We start from the raw sequence: 16,598 nt of genomic DNA, 5'->3' as shown, positions 1-16,598 counted from the left end.
CGCCGCCCCGCTTCGCGGCGCCGCTCAGATGTCGCCGAGCCCGCTGAGGTCCATGCCCAGCCCGGGGTCGGCGGCGCCGCCGGCGCCGAGCTTGTCGGCCTTCACCTTGAAGTCGTCGCCCAGCTGCGACATCACGGCGCCCATCAGGTCCTGCGGGTTGAGCTGCTGGGCGCCGGCCGGGGCCTTGACCGGGTCGGCGCCGCCCTCGATCGACAGGCCCAGCGGCAGCTTGCCGTGGATGGTGTCGTCGAACTGCGCCAGGTCGACGCTGATGTGGTCCAGCTTGCCGCCCTTGACGGCGACATCCAGCGCCACCGTCTTGTTCGGCACGTCGTTCAGGCTGTCCTTCAGGTCGCCCGGCAGCTGCTTGGTCAGCGAGCCGAGGCTGGTCTCCAGGTCCTTGGCGAGCGCGCGGGCCGGCACGCTGACCTTGAGGTGGTCGGCGCCGTCCTTCGTCCCGAGGTCGGTGATCGTCGCGTCCTTGGCGAACGACTGCTGGAGCGGCGCGAGCAGTTGGGCGAAGGTCTTCTTCGCGAGGTCGGTCGGGATGCCGGTCGGCAGGTCGGAGGGCAGCCCGAAACCGCTCAGCGGGGAGTCGCCGGAGCCGGAGCCGGAGCTGGAGTCGTCCGAGCCGCTGCCGGAGTCGTCGCCCGAGGCGCCGCCGAGGGTCTTGGCGAAGTCCGCGAAGGCCTTGGGGTCGATCGACACCCAACCGCCCTTGGCGAGCGTCTTGATCGAGCCGAACGACGACGGCAGGCTGTCGACCGAGCCCAGCATGTCGTTGAGGTCGGACAGGCCCGCGTCACCCGTGGTGTCCAGCGCGGCGATGCCCTTGATGTCCACCTGGACATACGCCTTCTGGTCCACCGAGCGCAGCCCGACCAGCGTCTTGCCGCCGGACTTGCCCGAGGCGCCGCCGGCCACTTCGAGGCCGAAGGAGGTGCCCTTGTCGTTGCCGGTGACCTCGGCGAGCGCCTTGTCGGCGCTGAAGGACGTCTTGACGCGCAGGCCGGCGAGCATGTCGGCGTCGGCGCGCTTGAAGTCGTCCTGGTCCTTGAGCGCCGCGTAGATCTGGTCGGGAGTGCCGTCGAAGGACAGCCCGATCGCCACCGACTTCTGCTCGCCGAGCTTGGTGAAGGCGTTGTTGACCTTGCCCTGCGGGGTGCTGGGCTCCTCATTGCCGCAGGCGACAGCGCCTGCGGTTATCAGCGCGACCACTCCGGCGGCGGCGAGACCCTTGCGCATGGTGTTGATGACGAACTCCTAGGACGTCGCGACCAGATCGCGGAGACGGTGTGGGGGTGTCGGTGTGGGGCTGACAGAAGCGTAGCTGTGCGGATGCTGTGATCTCGCGGGGGTTTCCGGCTGACTTGTGGTGACCTGGGCTGCCGGAATCCGGCAACAGGCGGTGGACGGCGGCGGGTCGGCGATGAGGGGAGCCGTCGGCGGCGCCCAGGCGGGCGGCCGGACGTCAGGGGCGGGCGGTCAGGCGGACACCGCGACCGTGCGCTCCCGGAAGAGGAAGGCCGCGATCACCCCGCCGACCAGCCCGAACAGATGCGCCTGCCAGGACACCCCGTCGGCGGTCGGCAGCACACCCCACAGGATGGAGCCGTAGAGCACGCCGACGATCAGGCCGACGACGACGTCCAGCGGCCGCCGGTCCGCGAAGCCGCGGCTCAGCAGATAGCCGAACAGGCCGAAGACCAGGCCCGAAGCGCCCAGCGTGGTGGTGTGCGCGGGGGCGACCAGCCACACCCCCAGGCCGCTGATCACCATGATGGTGAACGCCACCGCGAGATAGCGGCCTATGCCGCGCAGCGCGGCGATGAAGCCCAGCACGAGCAGCGGCAGGCTGTTCGACATGAGGTGCGCGAAGCCCACGTGCATGAAGGCGGCGGGCACGATGTCCAGCAGCTCGCTGCCCTTGCGCGGGGTGATGCCGAAGGTGTCGAGCCGCTGGCCGCTCACCGCGTTGACACCCTCGATGATCCACAGCAGCGCCAGCCAGCCCACCGTCAGCGCCGCCGCGCCTGCCACCCGGCTGCCGGCGCGCAGCGGCGCGAGCAGCGTGTCGACCAGGCCGGCCCGCGGTCGTGCGGTCCGAGTCGCGGTCTGTCCGTATGCCACGAAAACCCCCCTGAGTCCCGTGCCCTTCTTCCCATGACAACGCCGTCCGCCCGCGCCCGGTTCCCGCTTCGGCGGCATCACCGGCGTCGGGCTACGCTCGTCGGCGTGGACGACTTCCCCGACGACGGCACCCCGGACGGCCTCCCGGGCCGCGCCCAGCGGAACCGTACGCGCGAGCCCTGGGTGGTCGGCGTGTCCGGGGCCTCGGGCACGCCCTATGCCGCCGCGGTGCTGCGCGCCCTGCTGCACGCGGGCGAGGACGTCGACCTGGTGGTCAGCCGGGCAGCCAGGCTGACCCTGCTGGACGAGACCGGCGCCGGCTTCCGCGACGCCCACTGGCGCGAGGACCTGGCCGCCCTGCTGGCCCGCGGCGCCGACGGCACCCCGGACCGCTACCCGCCCGCCGACCTGTCGCGCGTACGCCACTGGCCGGCCGGCGACCTGGCCGCGGGACCGTCCTCCGGGTCCTACCCGGCCAAGGGCATGCTGATCGTGCCGGCCAGCACCGCGTGCGTGGCCGGGGTGGCGCTCGGGCTGTCCAAGGACCTGCTCCAGCGGGCCGCGAGCGTCACGCTCAAGGAGCGGCGGCCGCTGGTGGTCGCGGTCCGCGAGACCCCGCTCGGCGGCCAGACGCTGCGCCACCTGGTCGCGCTCGACGACGCGGGCGCGATCGTGCTGCCCGCCTCGCCCGCCTTCTACACCGGCGCGGCGCACATCCAGGACCTGGTGGACTTCGTCGCGGGCCGGGTGCTGGACGCGGCGGGGGTGCCGCACAAGCTGTACCGCCGCTGGCAGGGCGAGCTGGGCGGCGCCGCGCATGAGGCCGGTGCGGCTGCTGGGGCGGGTGCGGCGGAGCCGGGACGAGCAGATGCGCAGGGCGCTGACCCGTTCATGCCTTAGATTCGTGTCCAGACAGCGCAGTCGTGGCACGAACGGGAGGGTCCCTTCTGATGGACGCGGTGGACAGACAGCTCATCCAGGCGTTGCGCGAGAACGGCCGGGCGTCCTACGCGGAACTGGGCAGGCTGGTGGGCCTGTCGGGCCCCAGCGTCACCGACCGCATCAACCGCCTCGAACAGGCCGGGGTGATCACCGGCTACCGCGCCACCGTCGCGCCCGCCGCCCTGGGCCTCGGCGTGACCGCCCTGGTCGGCCTCCAGCTCAGCGACGCCGCCGACCACGAGGACGTGGCGGGCCGGCTGCGCGACCTGGACGAGATCGAGGACTGCTGGTTCATCGCCGGCGACGACTCGTACATGCTCAAGGTCAGGGTCGGCGACGTCGACGGGCTCGAACACACCATCAGGCGGCTGTCGGGCACCAAGGGCGTGGCCCGCACCCGCACCACGATCGTGCTGTCCACGAAGTGGGAGAACAGGGTCGGGGCGCTGCCCGAGGAAGCGTAATGGGGGCACCCCGGCCGAAGGCCGGGGGCGTACTGTCGAAAATCCGGTCGTACCCGGCAGCAGCCGGCAGGAGGAGGAGCACATGGACGCGGGGCTCAAGCGGGAGCTGGAGGAGAAGGTCCACGCCGGCGAGCGGCTGACCCGGGAGGACGGCATCGCCCTCTACGAGTCCGACGACCTCGCCTGGCTGGGCGGGCTCGCGCACCACGTGCGCACCCAGAAGAACGGTGACGTGGTCCACTTCAACGTCAACCGCCACCTGAACATGACCAACGTGTGCACCGCGTCGTGCGCCTACTGCTCCTTCCAGCGCAAGCCCGGCGAGAAGGACGCGTACACGATGCGCATCGAGGAGGCCGTGCGGCTGGCCAAGGCGATGGAGGCCGACAGCCTCACCGAGCTGCACATCGTCAACGGCCTGCACCCGACGCTGCCCTGGCGCTACTACCCGCGCTCGCTCAAGGCGCTCAAGGAAGCCCTGCCCGACGTCTCGCTCAAGGCCTTCACCGCCACCGAGATCCACCACTTCGAGACCATCTCGGGCCTGTCCGCCTCCGACATCCTCGACGAGCTGATCGAGGCCGGCCTCGAATCGCTCACCGGCGGCGGCGCGGAGATCTTCGACTGGGAGGTGCGCCAGCACATCGTGGACCACCGCACCCACTGGGAGGACTGGTCCCGCATCCACCGCCTGGCGCACTCCAAGGGCCTCAAGACCCCCTGCACCATGCTCTACGGCCACATCGAGGAGCCCAGGCACCGCGTCGACCACGTGCTGCGGCTGCGCGAGCTCCAGGACGAGACCGGCGGCTTCCAGGTCTTCATCCCGCTGCGCTACCAGCACGACTTCGTGGACATGAAGGACGGCAAGGTCCGCAACACCCTCCAGGCCCGCACCACGATGGCCACCGGTGCCGAGGCACTGAAGACCTTCGCGGTCTCGCGGCTGCTCTTCGACAACGTGCCGCACGTGAAGGTCTTCTGGGTCATGCACGGCCTGTCCACGGCCCAGCTCGCCCTCAACCACGGCGCCGACGACATGGACGGCTCGGTCGTCGAGTACAAGATCACCCACGACGCGGACGACTACGGCACGCCGAACAAGCTCACCCGCGACGACATCCTCGACCTCATCCGCGACGCCGGCTTCCGCCCGGTCGAGCGCAACACGCGCTACGAGATCATCCGCGAATACCCCGGCCCCGACGGGTCGCGGCGGGAGTCGCCGCAGCCGATGCGGGTGTGAGCACGGGCGCGATACGAGTGCGGCTCGGGCGTCGGCTCCTTTCCGCTGCCCGTGTCCGGGTGTGACCCGGCTCATGGCGGCGCCCTTTTTGTAATGGCTACGCTGGCTCTATGACCCTTACGTGCGAGCTGGATCCGCTGATCGACGAGGACTTGCGCGAGGAGGTCCTCGCGCTGTGGGCGGACGTGTCCAACGCGGGCGGTGCGGTCGGCTTCGTGCCGCCCGTCACGCCCGAGGACATCCGTCCCGACCTGGACCGCTCGCTCGCCGCGGTGGCGGACGGGTCGCGGCGGCTGATCGTCGGCCGCGACGAGGACGGCCGCGTCGCGGCCACCGCCTTCCTCGCGTACAACGCGCACCGGCTCATGCGGCACTGGCTGTGGGTCTACACGGTGATGGTCCACCCCCGGCACCAGGGGCGCGGCCACGGCCGCGCTCTGATGTCGGCCGTCGAGCGGGCCGCCCGCGGTTTCCCCGGCATCGAGGCGATTCGCCTCACGTGCCGGGGCGGCACCGGGGCCGACGCGTTCTACGCCGCGTGCGGCTACAAGGAAGTCGGCCGCGTCCCGGCGGCCATACGCGTCGCCCCGGGCGACGACCGCGACGACATCATCATGCTCCGCCCCCTGTAGCCCCACCTCTTCCGTTGTCCCTCCGGGGCGCGGGTCGTCACAGTCCGCGAGGGGCTGTTCGGTTCGTGTCGGACCACCGGCGGGTGGGTGGTTGCGCGCGCAGTTCCCCGCGCCTCTGGGGGTTGCCCTCTGCGGTAGGGCTGCGCCCCGCAGGGGCGCGGGGAACTGCGCGACAAGCCCCCTCCGGGGCGCGGGTCGTCACTGTCCGCGAGGGGCTGTTCGGTTCGTGCCGGACCACCGGCGGGTGGGTGGTTGCGCGCGCAGTTCCTCGCGCCTCTGGGGGGGGGCACCCCCCTGCCGGAGGGGACCCGGGTGAGGCGCCCGCGCCGGGGGTGGGGGTTGGGCCCCCAGGAGGCCGTGCTTCACTGGGGGCATGCTCCGATACACCGCCCTGCGCTTCGGCCTCATCGTCGCCAGCTTCGGTGTCATCTGGGGCCTGGTCCGGGTGCACGTCCTGCCGGCCGGGCTCGGTGACTCGAACTACCTGTGGGTCGCACTCCTGGCCCTCATCGTGTCCGCCCCGCTGAGCTGGGTCCTGCTGCGCGGTGTGCGCGAGCAGGCCGCGCTCGCGGTGTCGCAGAAGGTCGAGCGCACCCGGCTCAACCTGATCGCCAACACCGAGCAGGAAGACGCGGCCGACGACGCCGCGCGCGGCGAGGCCGCGAGGGACAGCGCTCCGCGTACCGCGTGATGGCGGCCGCCGGGAGCCGGCGGGTGCCGCGGGCCGAGCGCGAGCGGCAGATGCTCGACGCGGCGGTCGCGACTTTCGCGCGGCGCGGTTACCGGGCCGCGTCCATGGACGAGATCGCCGAGGCGGCCGGGGTGAGCAAGCCCCTGGTGTACCTCTACCTGAAGTCCAAGGACGAGCTGTTCTCCGCGTGCATCCGGCGGGAGGCCGCCGCCCTGACCGCGGCCGTACGCGACGCGGTGGAGGACGGTGCCACGCCGGAGAGGCAGCTGCGGAGCGGCCTGCTCGGCTTCTTCGAGCACACCGCGGCCCACCCCGACGGGTGGACGATCCTCTACAGCCAGGCCCGTACGGTCGGCGAGCCCTTCGCGGCGGAGGTCGCCGTGCTGCGGGCGGAGATCGTCGACTTCGTCGCGGGCCTGATCGCGGCGGCCTGCGGGTCGCGGGAGGTCGCCGGGTATTCCGTCGCGCTGGTCGGCGCCGCCGAGTCCCTGGCGGGGTGGGCCGCGTCGTCCCCTCGTCCCGGCCCGTCGCCGAAGGAACTGGCGGCGACCCTGATGAATTTCGCCTGGTCCGGCCTCGCTACGTCCGTGTCGCCCGCCCCAGCTTCGTGAGGATGCGGGCCAGCGGGTCGCCCGACGCGGGGGTGGGCAGGGGCGGGGCGAAGGCCGTGGTGGTGGACGGGACGGCCAGGGCCAGCGGGAGGGCGGCGTCCAGGAGGTCGCTGTCCGGGGCGAAGGGGGCGTCGAGGGCGGCCGCGACGTCCCAGGCGTGGACGACGTAGTCCAGGAAGTGGAAGCCGATGGCCTGGGCGGCGGGGAAGTCCCGGCCCGTGGCGAATTCCGGCAGTGCGAAGGGCTGGTCGTCGGCGGTGACGTCCGCGAAGGCGGCGGTGACGTCGTCGGCGGCGGCCGCGTAGGCGCCGGCCGGGTCGGCGGAAGGGGTGGGCGTCCAGGCCGCGAGGTCGCCGCCGTTGCCCCGTGCGGCCGCCGCGAAGCCGTGGTGCTGCGCCGTCATGTGGGCGAGCAGGTCCGCCAGGTCCCACCCGGCGCACGGCGTGTCCCGCGCCAGATCGGCTACGGTCGTCTGCCGGACGAGCCCGGCGCTGAGCCGGACCGCCCTGGCGTCCAGTGCGCGTATCCGTTCCAGATTTGTACGCATGTGCTTATCGTGTGCTCATGCATATCATCTGTCAAGGGAGCACCTTCGTATGTCCGCCCCGCCCCGCAGGGACCTCGCGGCGATGATCGTCCCGCTCGGCCGCGCGCTGACCGCGGCCGAACTGCCCGTGCTGCGCGAGCACGGCCTGACCATGTGGGCCTACTCCGTCCTGCTGCGGCTCGACGACCGCCCGTTGCGCAGCCAGGCCGCGCTCGCCGACGCGATCGGCGCGGACAAGACCCGGATCATCGAGGTCCTGTCCGACCTCGGCGACCGGGGCCTGATCAGCCGCACCCCCGACCCCGCCGACCGCCGGGTCCGCCTGCTGGCCCTGACCCCGCGGGGCCAGCAGGTCCGCGACGCTGCCCAGGCGGCGATCCAGCACCGCGAGGAGCGGCTGCTGGCCCGCCATCTGACGCCTGCCCAGCGCACGGCCCTGCTCGACGCCCTCCAGGTGCTCGACGCGCTCCCCGCGGAGGCGGTCAGCGACCCGGAGCCGTGACCTTGCGGGTGACGCTGCCGCTCACGTGCAGGCGGTCGCCGGAGCGGACCTCGAAGCGGTCGCCCTCGGCGGCGTAGTCGACGGTCGAGGGCAGCAGGACGGGCTGCCGGAATTCCGCGGTGATGCCGGTCGCGCCCGGGTGCAGGGCCGCGCACCGGGCGACCGTCCACATGCCGTGGACGATGGCCCGCCGGAAGCCGAACGGGCGGGCGGTCAGGGCGTGGAGGTGGATCGGGTTGTAGTCCCCGCTGACCCGCGCGTGCCGCCGCCCGAGCCCGCCGCCCAGCTCCCACCGGTCCACGACGGGCGGTTCCCCGGTCCGGCCCGCGCCGGAGGCGGTCGCCGGCTCCCCGCCGGGGGTCCGGTGCCTGGCCAGGTAGGTGCTGCGGTCCTCCCACAGCAGGGCGCCGTCCACCCGTGCCTCGGTCACCATCGTGACCTCCGTGCCCCGCCGGTGCGGGCGCAGGCCCGCCGCGTGGACGGTCAGGTCGGGGCGGTCGGCGGGGCCGAGCGGCCCGTGGGCGCGGATGGCGACCGACGTGTGGACCAGGCCGAGCAGCGGCAGCGGGAAGGCGCGGTCGGCCATCAGGCGGGCGGCGAGGGGGAAGCCGAGGATGTGCGGGTAGGTCAGCGGGATCTCGGGGCCGTCCGGCGGGAAGCCGCACACGCGGGCGTACGCGGCCAGGCGTGCCGGGTCGACGCGGACGGCGGTGCCGGTCAGGCGGGTGGCGGGCAGGGGCGCGGCGGGGGAGGGGTGCTTGGCGAGGCCGGTGACGGCGCCGCGGGCCAGGGTCAGCAGGAGTGGCGCCACGTCAGGCGCCCAGCAGGGACTGGCCGCAGACCCGGACGACCTGGCCGTTGACCCCGCCGGAGGCGGCCGCGGAGAGCCAGGCGACGGTCTCGGCCACGTCGGCCGGCTGCCCGCCCTGGCCCAGCGAATTCATCCGGCGGCCCGCCTCGCGGATGACCAGCGGCACGGCCGCGGTCATCTTCGTCTCGATGAAGCCGGGCGCGACCGCGTTGGCGGTGATGCCGCGCCCGCGGACCTCGGCGTCGGCGGCGAGCGCGCGGACGTAGCCGATGACGCCGGCCTTGGAGGCGGCGTAGTTGGTCTGCCCGGCATTGCCCGCGATGCCCGCGATGGAGGCGGTGCCGACGATCCTGGCGTGCTCGTTGATTGTGCCGCTCTTGAGCAGGTGGCCGGTGGTGCGGAGCACACTGCCGAGGTTGACGTCGATGACGGTGTCCCAGCGGTCGGCCGGCATGTTCGCGAGCCTGCGGTCGCGGGTGATGCCCGCGTTGTGGACGAGGACGTCCAGTCCGTCGGGCAGTGCCGCGGCGATGCGCTCGCCCGCGTCGGCGGCGGTGATGTCCAGCGGCAGCGCGCTTCCGCCGAGCCGGGCGGCGGCCTCGGCGAGCGCGTCTGCCGCCTGCGGTATGTCGAGCAGCACGACGCGGGCGCCGTCCCTGGCCAGCGTCTCGGCGACCGCCGCGCCGATGCCGCGGGCGGCGCCGGTGACCAGCGCGGTCCTGGTGCCGCCCGCGGGCACCTCCGCGGCCGGGCCGACCTCGATGACCTGGCCGCTGACATAGGCGGACCTCGGCGAGAGCAGGAAGTCCAGGGTGGAGTCGGCGGCGGCGCCCGGGGCGAGCCGCACCAGCTGGACCGTGCAGCCGCGGCCGATCTCCTTGCCCAGCGAGCGGACGAGGCCCTCAAGCGCCTGCTGGGCTGCGGAGCGTGCGAGGCCGCCGTCCCGCGGCGGGGTGCCGAGCACCACGATCCGGCCGCAGGCGGTGAGGGAGCGGGCCAGCGGGTGCAGGGCCGCGTGCACGTCCTGGAGGTCGGCCGGGTCCGCGACGGCGGTGGCGTCCAGGACGACGGCCCCGTAGGTCCCCTGGGCCGGCTTCTCGCCCGCGGCCAGCCGCAGGACGGGTCCCGGCAGGTCGGGGGTCTGCCGCGACCAGCGGCGCAGGGCGGTGGGCTGCGGGAGGCCGAGCCGGCGGGTGACGAAACGGCCGGGGGCCGTGCCGGTGAGGCGGAGATAGCGGTCGGCCATTGGCCTTCTCCTTACTCTGGAGTAAGTTTACCGGCGGTAAGGCTACTGGTGAGTCACGCAGATCGGAAGTTCGGGAGACCGCATGCAGACCGTCCGCCGGGTCGCCGTCATCGCCGGCAACCGCATACCTTTCGCGCGCAGCGACGGCCCTTACGCCACCGCGTCCAACCAGGACATGCTCACCGCCGCGCTCGACGGCCTGGCCGCCCGCACCGGGCTCGCCGGGGCGAGGGTCGGGGAATTCGCCGCGGGGGCGGTGCTCAAGCACAGCAGGGACTTCAACCTCGCCCGCGAGACCGTGCTCGGCTCCGTCCTCGACCCGGCCACACCCGCGTACGACCTCCAGCAGGCGTGCGGCACCGGCCTGCAGGCCGTCTTCGCCGTCGCCGCGAAGATCGCGCTCGGCGTCATCGACTCCGGCATCGCCGGCGGCGCCGACACCACCAGCGACGCGCCCCTCGGCGTCAACGACGAGCTGCGCCGTACGCTGCTCGCCGCGCGGCGGGCGCCGTCGCTGGGCGGGCGCGTCAAGGCGCTGGCCGCGACGCGGCCGAGGCACCTCGTCCCCGACATCCCGCGCAATGCCGAGCCGCGCACCGGGCTGTCCATGGGCGAGCACGCGGCACTCACCGCCGAGCGCTGGCGGATCGGCCGGCGCGAACAGGACGAACTGGCCGCCGCCAGCCACCAGCGGCTCGCCGCCGCCTACGGGCGGGGCTTCTTCGACCCGCTCGTCACGCCCTACCGCGGGCTCACCCGCGACCAGAACCTGCGGCCCGACTCGACCGCCGACAAGCTCGCCCGGCTCCGGCCGGTCTACGGCGGACCCGACGGCACGATGACGGCGGGCAATTCCACGCCGCTCACCGACGGCGCCGCGGTCGTCCTGCTCGGCTCCGAGGAGTGGGCCGCCGCACGCGGCCTCGAACCGCTCGCCTACCTCACGGCGTACGAGACCGCGGCGGTGGACTACGTGTCCGGCGAGGAGGGGCTGCTCATGGCGCCCGCCTACGCGGTGCCCCGCATGCTCGCCCGTGCCGGGCTCGGGCTCGCCGACTTCGACTTCTACGAGGTGCACGAGGCCTTCGCCTCACAAGTGCTCGCCACGCTGGCCGCGTGGGAGGACAAGGCCTACTGCGCCGACCGGTTGGGGCTCGACGCCCCGCTCGGCCCGATCGACCGCGACCGCCTCAACGTGGCCGGCTCGTCCCTTGCCACGGGCCATCCCTTCGCGGCCACCGGGACCAGGATCGTGGCCACACTGGCCGAACTCCTCGCTTCCCGGGGGCGCCCCGGACGCGGCCTGATCTCCATCTGCGCGGCCGGCGGCCAGGCCGTGACCGCCACCTTGACCCGCCCCTGAACGTCGCCATGCAGCGCGCTTCCACACCCCGAGGCGTGCCGCCTACCGCAGAGGGTGCCCCCCAGGGGCGCGGGGAACGGCGCGCTCAGCCCACCACCAGGCGTCGTGTGGCGACGGACCGCCACCACTCCAGGGGCGCGGGGAACTGCGCGCTCAGCCCCCACCGGGCGCGCGGGTCGTCACCGACCCGAGGGGGCTGTTCGGTCCGTACCGGACCACCGGCCAGTGGGGGCTGAGCGCGCAGTTCCCCGCGCCCCTGGGTGGCACCCACCGACGCGATGGGACCGCAGAACCCAGCGGGCCAGGGGCTGGGCACCCCCCTTGCGGAAGGGTAGCCGCACCCCCACCGCGCCCAGTGAAGCTCGGCCGCAGGACGTACGTAACCCTCGATGCGATGTAGGAGCCGCCGTATGGCAAGACGTCAGGTGCCGCCCGCCACGGGCGCCGTGGGGAAGCCGCAGGTCAGCGCGGAAGGCGGGCGGGTGGTGCAGGCGGCCGTGCCGCCGTTGGCCGAACCGCCGCGGCGGGGCAGCCTGGCCGACATACCGTTCGCGAACGCGGACGACGCGCCGGACGACGTGGTGATGAGCCGCAAGGGGCAGGACGGCGTCTGGCGGGACGTCACCGCGGCCGCCTTCCGCGAGGAGGTCGTCGGGACCGCGAAAGGGCTGATCGCGGCCGGGCTGCGCCAGGGCGACCGGCTCGCGGTGATGGCGAGGACGTCGTACGCGTGGACGCTGCTGGACTTCGCGGGCTGGGCCGCGGGCCTGGTCACCGTGCCGATCTACCCGACGTCGTCCGCCTCGCAGGCGGAGTGGATCCTGCGGGACTCCGGCGCCGCCGCCTGCGTCGTGGAGAACGTCGGCCAGGCCAGGATGATCAGCGCGGCCCGCGCGGACCTGCCCGCGCTGAAGGAGCTGTGGCAGATCGACACCGGCGCCGTCGACCAGCTGGCCGCGGACGGCCGTACGCTGCCCGACGCGCTGGTCACGTCCCGCCGGCAGGCGATGGGCCCGGACACCGTGGCGACGCTGATCTACACCTCGGGCACCACGGGCCGCCCGAAGGGCTGCATCCTCACGCACGGCAACTTCTTCGCCGAGGTCGACAACGCCACCGAGCTGCTGCACCCGGTCTTCAGGTCGGTGAGCACCGAGCCCGCCTCGACGCTGCTCTTCCTGCCGCTCTCGCACGTCTTCGGGCGGATGGTCGCGATCGGCTGCCTGCGGGCCCGCGTACGGCTCGGGCACGCGCCCAGCATCGCCACCGACGACCTGCTGGCCGATCTCGCCGGCTTCCGGCCGACCTTCCTGCTGGCGATCCCGTACGTCCTGGAGAAGGTCTACAACACCGGCCGTGCCACCGCGGAGAGGATCGGCCGGGCCTCGTCCTTCGACCGGGCGGCCCGTATCGCGCAGGCGTACGGCACCGCGGCCGTGGCCCGGCAGACCGGCACCGGACCGGGCCCGGGGCTCGGGCTGCGGCTGGCGCGGGCGCTGTACGACCCGCTGGTCTACCGCAGGATCAGGGCCGCGCTGGGCGGCAAGGTGCGGTACGCGATCTGCGGCGGCTCACCTCTGGGCACCCGGCTGGCCGCCTTCTACGCCGGGGCCGGGGTGCTGGTCTTCGAGGGCTACGGCCTGACGGAGACGACCGCCGCCGCCACGGTGACGCCGCCGCTGAGCCCGCGCCTCGGCACGGTCGGCTGGCCGCTGCCCGGCACGGCGGTGCGTATCGCGCCGGACGGCGAGGTGCTGCTGCGCGGCGGCCAGGTCTTCGCGGGGTACTGGAACGACGAGGGCCCCTTCCCCGAGGTGGAGGGCTGGTTCCCGACCGGGGACGTCGGCGAGCTGGACGCGGACGGCTATCTGACGATCACCGGCCGCAAGAAGGAGATCATCATCACGGCGGGCGGCAAGAACGTCGCACCGGCCCCGCTGGAGGACCGGCTGCGGGCCCACCCGCTCGTCGGCCAGTGCATGGTCGTCGGCGACAACCGCCCGTATGTGACCGCCCTGGTCACCCTGGAGCCGGACGGCCTCGCGCACTGGCGCCGGATGCGCCGCAAGGAGGCGGTGCCGATCGGGGAGCTGGTCGAGGACGCCGAGCTGCTCGCGGAGCTGCAGAAGGCCGTGGACGACGCCAACACCACCGTGTCGCAGCCCGAGTCGATCCGCCGCTTCCGCGTGCTGGCCGCGGACTTCACCGAGGACGGCGGCCATCTGACCCCGTCGATGAAGATCAGGCGGGCCGCGGTGGCGAAGGACTTCGCGGCCGACATCGAGGAGCTTTACCGCCGCGGAAGCAATCGGGGCGGCAGCCAGGGGAGCAATCGGGGATAAGAGGCAGGGGCCGCTTCACCGAAGTGAGGCGGCCCCTTGGTAATGCAGGTTCTGGGCGCGATGCGCCGTCTGGCCGGACTAGTAGAGGACTAGTTCGGGGTGACGTTCTCCGCCTGCGGACCCTTCGGGCCCTGCGTGACGTCGAAAGTCACCGGCTGGTTCTCCTCGAGGGAGCGGAAGCCGGAGGCGTTGATCGCGGAGTAGTGGACGAAGACATCCGGGCCGCCGCCGTCCTGGGCGATGAAGCCGAAGCCCTTTTCAGCGTTGAACCACTTCACGGTTCCGGTAGCCATAAAGCCCTCCTTGGGCCCAAAGGGTTGCCCTGCTCCAGAACCTGCAACTGCGAAGTCTGAAAACTACAAAAGCCTGCGGGTTACATGCTCCGCAGGCTCTGTACTGCAAGGGAAACCAAACTGCAACTTGCGAGGAGCGTAGCACGGTGGGTCTGGGCCGGGGAAGGGTCTCAAGATCCGTTTTTACGGGTCACGCGGAGGGCCGCGCGGGGGGCCCTGCACGGGTCCCGCGGACACCAGGAGTAGCGTCCACCAGGTGGACACTTCAGCGCGTACGGACGGCAGCGGTCCGACCCGGCCCCGGGTCGGCCACATCCAGTTCCTCAACTGCGTCCCGCTCTACTGGGGCCTGGCCAGGACCGGCACGCTGCTCGACATGCAGCTCACCAAGGACACCCCGGAGAAGCTGAGCAAGCAGCTCATAGACGGTGACCTGGACATCGGCCCCGTCACCCTCATGGAGTACCTGCGGCACGCCGACGAGCTGGTCGCGCTGCCCGACATCGCGGTGGGCTGCGACGGCCCCGTCATGTCCTGCGTCATCGTCAGCCAGGTCCCGCTGGACCGGCTCGGCGGCGAGCGGGTCGCCCTGGGCTCCACCAGCCGTACGTCGGTGCGGCTCGCCGAGCTGCTGCTCACGGAGCGTTACGGGGTGGCCCCCGACTACTACCGCTGCCCGCCCGATCTCGCGCTGATGATGCAGGAGGCGCAGGCCGCCGTCCTCATCGGCGACGCCGCCCTGCGCGCCTCGCTGCACGACGCGCCCCGGCTCGGCCTGGAGGTCCACGACCTCGGGCAGATGTGGAAGGACTGGACCGGGCTGCCCTTCGTCTTCGCGATCTGGGCGGTCCGCCGCGACTACCTGGCCGCGCACCCCGAGGCCGTCCACGACGTGCACCGCGCCTTCCTGGCCTCCCGCGACCTGTCGCTCGACGAGGTCGAGAAGATCGCCGAGCAGGCCGCGCACTGGGAGGCCTTCGACGCCGACCTGCTGCGCCGCTACTTCACCACGCTCGACTTCTCCCTCGGCGCGGAGCAGCTGGCCGGCATCGGCGAATTCGCCCGCAGGGTCGGCTTCCCGCGCGAGACCCGGGTGAGCCTGCTGCCCCCGGCCTGACCCGCCGGTCGGCGTAGGCTGACCCGGTCACCCGCACGCCCCTCGTCTTGCTCCTTCCGGAAGGGACCTCCCTGGTGAGCGACATCGCAGCCGTCCTCGAACGCGCCGCCGACGGCGGCCGTATCACCCCGGAAGAGGCCCTCGTCCTCTACCGTGACGCCCCGCTGCACGCGCTGGGCGCCGCGGCCGACGCCGTGCGCCGCCGCCGCTACGCCGGGACCGAGCACATCGCGACGTACATCATCGAGCGGAACATCAACTACACGAACGTGTGCGTCACGGCGTGCAAGTTCTGCGCCTTCTACGCCGCCCCGAAGGACACCGCGAAGGGCTGGAGCCGCGGCCTGGACGACATCCTGCGCCGGTGCGCGGAGACCGTCGAACTGGGCGGCACCCAGATCATGTTCCAGGGCGGCCACCACCCCGACTACGGCGTCGAGTACTACGAGGAGCACTTCGCCGCGATCAAGCGGGAATTCCCGCAGCTGGTGATCCACTCGCTCGGCGCCTCGGAGATCGAGCACATGTCGCGGATCTCCGGGGTCAGCGCCGAGGAGGCCATCCGCCGTATCCACGCCGCCGGCCTGGACTCCTTCGCCGGCGCTGGCGCCGAACTGCTGCCCGCCAGGCCCCGCAAGGCCATCGCGCCGCTCAAGGAGTCCGGCGAGCGCTGGCTGGAGATCATGGAGACCGCGCACGGCCTCGGCGTGGAGTCCACCTCCACGATGCTGATGGGCACCGGCGAGACGAACGCGGAGCGCATCGAGCACCTGCGGATGATCCGCGACGTCCAGGACCGCACGGGCGGCTTCCGCGCGTTCATCCCGTACACCTACCAGCCGGAGAACAACCACCTCAAGGGCCAGACGCAGGCCACCCTCTTCGAGTACCTGCGGATGATCGCCATCGCCCGCCTCTTCCTGGACAACGTCGCCCACATCCAGGGCTCCTGGCTCACCACCGGCAAGGAGGTCGGGCAGCTGTCGCTGCACTACGGGGCGGACGACCTCGGGTCGGTCATGCTGGAGGAGAACGTCGTCTCCTCGGCCGGCGCCAAGCACCGCTCCAACCGGATGGAGCTGATCCATCTCATCCGGGCGGCCGGGCGCGTGCCCGCGCAGCGCGCGACGACCTACGAGCACCTCGTCATCCACGACGACCCGGCGAACGACCCCGTGGACGACCACGTGGTCTCCCACCTCTCCTCCACCGCCATCCCGGGCGGCACGGCCCACCCCGAACTCCGCCTCCTCGCTGAGCGCTAGCTGTTCCGTCCTCCGATGGCGCGCCCATCCCCGTGCGGGGGGCGTGCGGTTCCCCTTCGGCAAGGGGGGCGCCCCTCAGGGGCGCGGGGAACTGCGCGCGCAACGACCCACTCACCGTCGTGTGGCGACGGACCGCCACCATCCCAGGAGCGCGGGGAACTGCGCGACCAGGCCCCACCGGCGCGCGGGTCGCCGCCGTCCGAAAGGGGCTGTCCGGTCCGTGCCGGGCCACCGGCCGGTGGTGGGCTGAGCGCGCAGTTCCCCGCGCCACTGTCAGGCACCCCCTTACCGAAGGGGAGCCCCGCACCCACCGCGGCCCGGAAGGGGCACCGCACAGGCACCGTGCCGGGGGAGTGGCAGCCCCTGCCGCAAGGGGGAAGACGGGGGCGCCGTCGG

General features: G+C 72.8%; 17 protein-coding genes. 11 read left to right on the top strand and 6 right to left on the bottom strand.

Going from position 1 to position 16,598, the window contains the following annotated elements; translation table 11 throughout:
• Positions 1 to 24: 24 nt before the first annotated feature.
• The gene (locus OG900_16760) at positions 25 to 1,245 is read right to left on the bottom strand and encodes a hypothetical protein (protein ID WUH91594.1); all 1,221 of its coding nucleotides are present in this window, start codon (positions 1,243 to 1,245) and stop codon (positions 25 to 27) included.
• A 240-nt stretch (positions 1,246 to 1,485) separates the two neighbouring features.
• On the bottom strand, positions 1,486 to 2,070 hold the full coding sequence (locus tag OG900_16755) for a rhomboid family intramembrane serine protease (protein WUH95798.1): 585 nt from the start codon (positions 2,068 to 2,070) through the stop codon (positions 1,486 to 1,488).
• 243 nt (positions 2,071 to 2,313) lie between these two features.
• On the opposite strand from OG900_16755, the gene OG900_16750 reads away from it, so the two are divergent.
• The 6 genes from OG900_16750 (at position 2,314) to OG900_16725 (ending at position 6,716) form a co-directional block, all read left to right on the top strand.
• Positions 2,314 to 3,030: a UbiX family flavin prenyltransferase gene (locus OG900_16750; GenBank protein ID WUH95797.1), complete on the top strand. Its 717-nt coding sequence runs from the start codon at positions 2,314 to 2,316 to the stop codon at positions 3,028 to 3,030.
• Between the two features lie 50 nt (positions 3,031 to 3,080).
• Positions 3,081 to 3,536 carry an Lrp/AsnC family transcriptional regulator gene (locus OG900_16745; GenBank protein WUH91593.1) on the top strand — a complete coding sequence of 152 codons (456 nt, stop codon included), beginning with the start codon at positions 3,081 to 3,083 and terminating at the stop codon, positions 3,534 to 3,536.
• 82 nt (positions 3,537 to 3,618) lie between these two features.
• Positions 3,619 to 4,782 (top strand): aminofutalosine synthase MqnE, encoded by a 1,164-nt coding sequence (gene mqnE / locus OG900_16740; GenBank protein WUH91592.1) that lies wholly within the window; start codon positions 3,619 to 3,621, stop codon positions 4,780 to 4,782.
• A 110-nt stretch (positions 4,783 to 4,892) separates the two neighbouring features.
• The gene (locus OG900_16735) at positions 4,893 to 5,414 is read left to right on the top strand and encodes a GNAT family N-acetyltransferase (protein WUH91591.1); all 522 of its coding nucleotides are present in this window, start codon (positions 4,893 to 4,895) and stop codon (positions 5,412 to 5,414) included.
• A 373-nt stretch (positions 5,415 to 5,787) separates the two neighbouring features.
• Complete coding sequence (locus tag OG900_16730; protein ID WUH91590.1) at positions 5,788 to 6,105, top strand: DUF4229 domain-containing protein; 318 nt, start codon at positions 5,788 to 5,790, stop codon at positions 6,103 to 6,105.
• The gene (locus OG900_16725) at positions 6,105 to 6,716 is read left to right on the top strand and encodes a TetR/AcrR family transcriptional regulator (protein ID WUH91589.1); all 612 of its coding nucleotides are present in this window, start codon (positions 6,105 to 6,107) and stop codon (positions 6,714 to 6,716) included. Before OG900_16730 ends, OG900_16725 begins: the two co-directional genes overlap by 1 nt.
• Here the strand turns inward: OG900_16725 and OG900_16720 are convergent.
• On the bottom strand, positions 6,685 to 7,263 hold the full coding sequence (locus OG900_16720) for a TIGR03086 family metal-binding protein (protein WUH91588.1): 579 nt from the start codon (positions 7,261 to 7,263) through the stop codon (positions 6,685 to 6,687). The genes OG900_16725 and OG900_16720 overlap by 32 nt on opposite strands.
• A gap of 49 nt (positions 7,264 to 7,312) precedes the next feature.
• On the opposite strand from OG900_16720, the gene OG900_16715 reads away from it, so the two are divergent.
• The gene (locus OG900_16715) at positions 7,313 to 7,765 is read left to right on the top strand and encodes a MarR family transcriptional regulator (protein WUH91587.1); all 453 of its coding nucleotides are present in this window, start codon (positions 7,313 to 7,315) and stop codon (positions 7,763 to 7,765) included.
• On the opposite strand, the gene OG900_16710 is transcribed toward OG900_16715, so the two are convergent.
• Together OG900_16710 and OG900_16705 are read right to left on the bottom strand one after the other, a co-directional pair.
• Complete coding sequence (locus tag OG900_16710; GenBank protein ID WUH91586.1) at positions 7,746 to 8,576, bottom strand: MaoC/PaaZ C-terminal domain-containing protein; 831 nt, start codon at positions 8,574 to 8,576, stop codon at positions 7,746 to 7,748. The genes OG900_16715 and OG900_16710 overlap by 20 nt on opposite strands.
• Position 8,577: 1 nt before the next feature.
• Positions 8,578 to 9,822: a 3-oxoacyl-ACP reductase gene (locus tag OG900_16705; protein WUH91585.1), complete on the bottom strand. Its 1,245-nt coding sequence runs from the start codon at positions 9,820 to 9,822 to the stop codon at positions 8,578 to 8,580.
• A gap of 82 nt (positions 9,823 to 9,904) precedes the next feature.
• On the opposite strand from OG900_16705, the gene OG900_16700 reads away from it, so the two are divergent.
• Together OG900_16700 and OG900_16695 are read left to right on the top strand one after the other, a co-directional pair.
• Entirely contained in the window at positions 9,905 to 11,185 is a 1,281-nt protein-coding gene (locus OG900_16700) for an acetyl-CoA C-acetyltransferase (GenBank protein WUH91584.1), read from the top strand.
• Positions 11,186 to 11,595: 410 nt separating this feature from the next.
• A complete protein-coding gene (locus OG900_16695) occupies positions 11,596 to 13,527 on the top strand; it encodes an AMP-binding protein (protein WUH91583.1) in 1,932 nt (643 codons plus the stop codon).
• Between the two features lie 89 nt (positions 13,528 to 13,616).
• Here the strand turns inward: OG900_16695 and OG900_16690 are convergent, their stop codons facing one another.
• The gene (locus OG900_16690) at positions 13,617 to 13,820 is read right to left on the bottom strand and encodes a cold-shock protein (protein WUH91582.1); all 204 of its coding nucleotides are present in this window, start codon (positions 13,818 to 13,820) and stop codon (positions 13,617 to 13,619) included.
• A 256-nt stretch (positions 13,821 to 14,076) separates the two neighbouring features.
• Between OG900_16690 and OG900_16685 the strand changes: the two genes are divergently transcribed.
• Positions 14,077 to 14,937, top strand: coding sequence for a menaquinone biosynthesis protein (locus OG900_16685; GenBank protein ID WUH91581.1), 861 nt, complete (start codon positions 14,077 to 14,079; stop codon positions 14,935 to 14,937).
• Between the two features lie 74 nt (positions 14,938 to 15,011).
• Positions 15,012 to 16,202 carry a dehypoxanthine futalosine cyclase gene (gene mqnC, locus OG900_16680; protein WUH91580.1) on the top strand — a complete coding sequence of 397 codons (1,191 nt, stop codon included), beginning with the start codon at positions 15,012 to 15,014 and terminating at the stop codon, positions 16,200 to 16,202.
• Positions 16,203 to 16,598 lie beyond the last annotated feature (396 nt).

This window comes from Streptomyces sp. NBC_00433, assembly GCA_036015235.1.
In the GTDB taxonomy this organism is placed as follows: Bacteria; Actinomycetota; Actinomycetes; order Streptomycetales; family Streptomycetaceae; genus Actinacidiphila.
The sequence above is the reverse complement of the archived record's forward strand: the minus strand, read 5'-3'. Positions and strand labels throughout refer to the sequence as shown.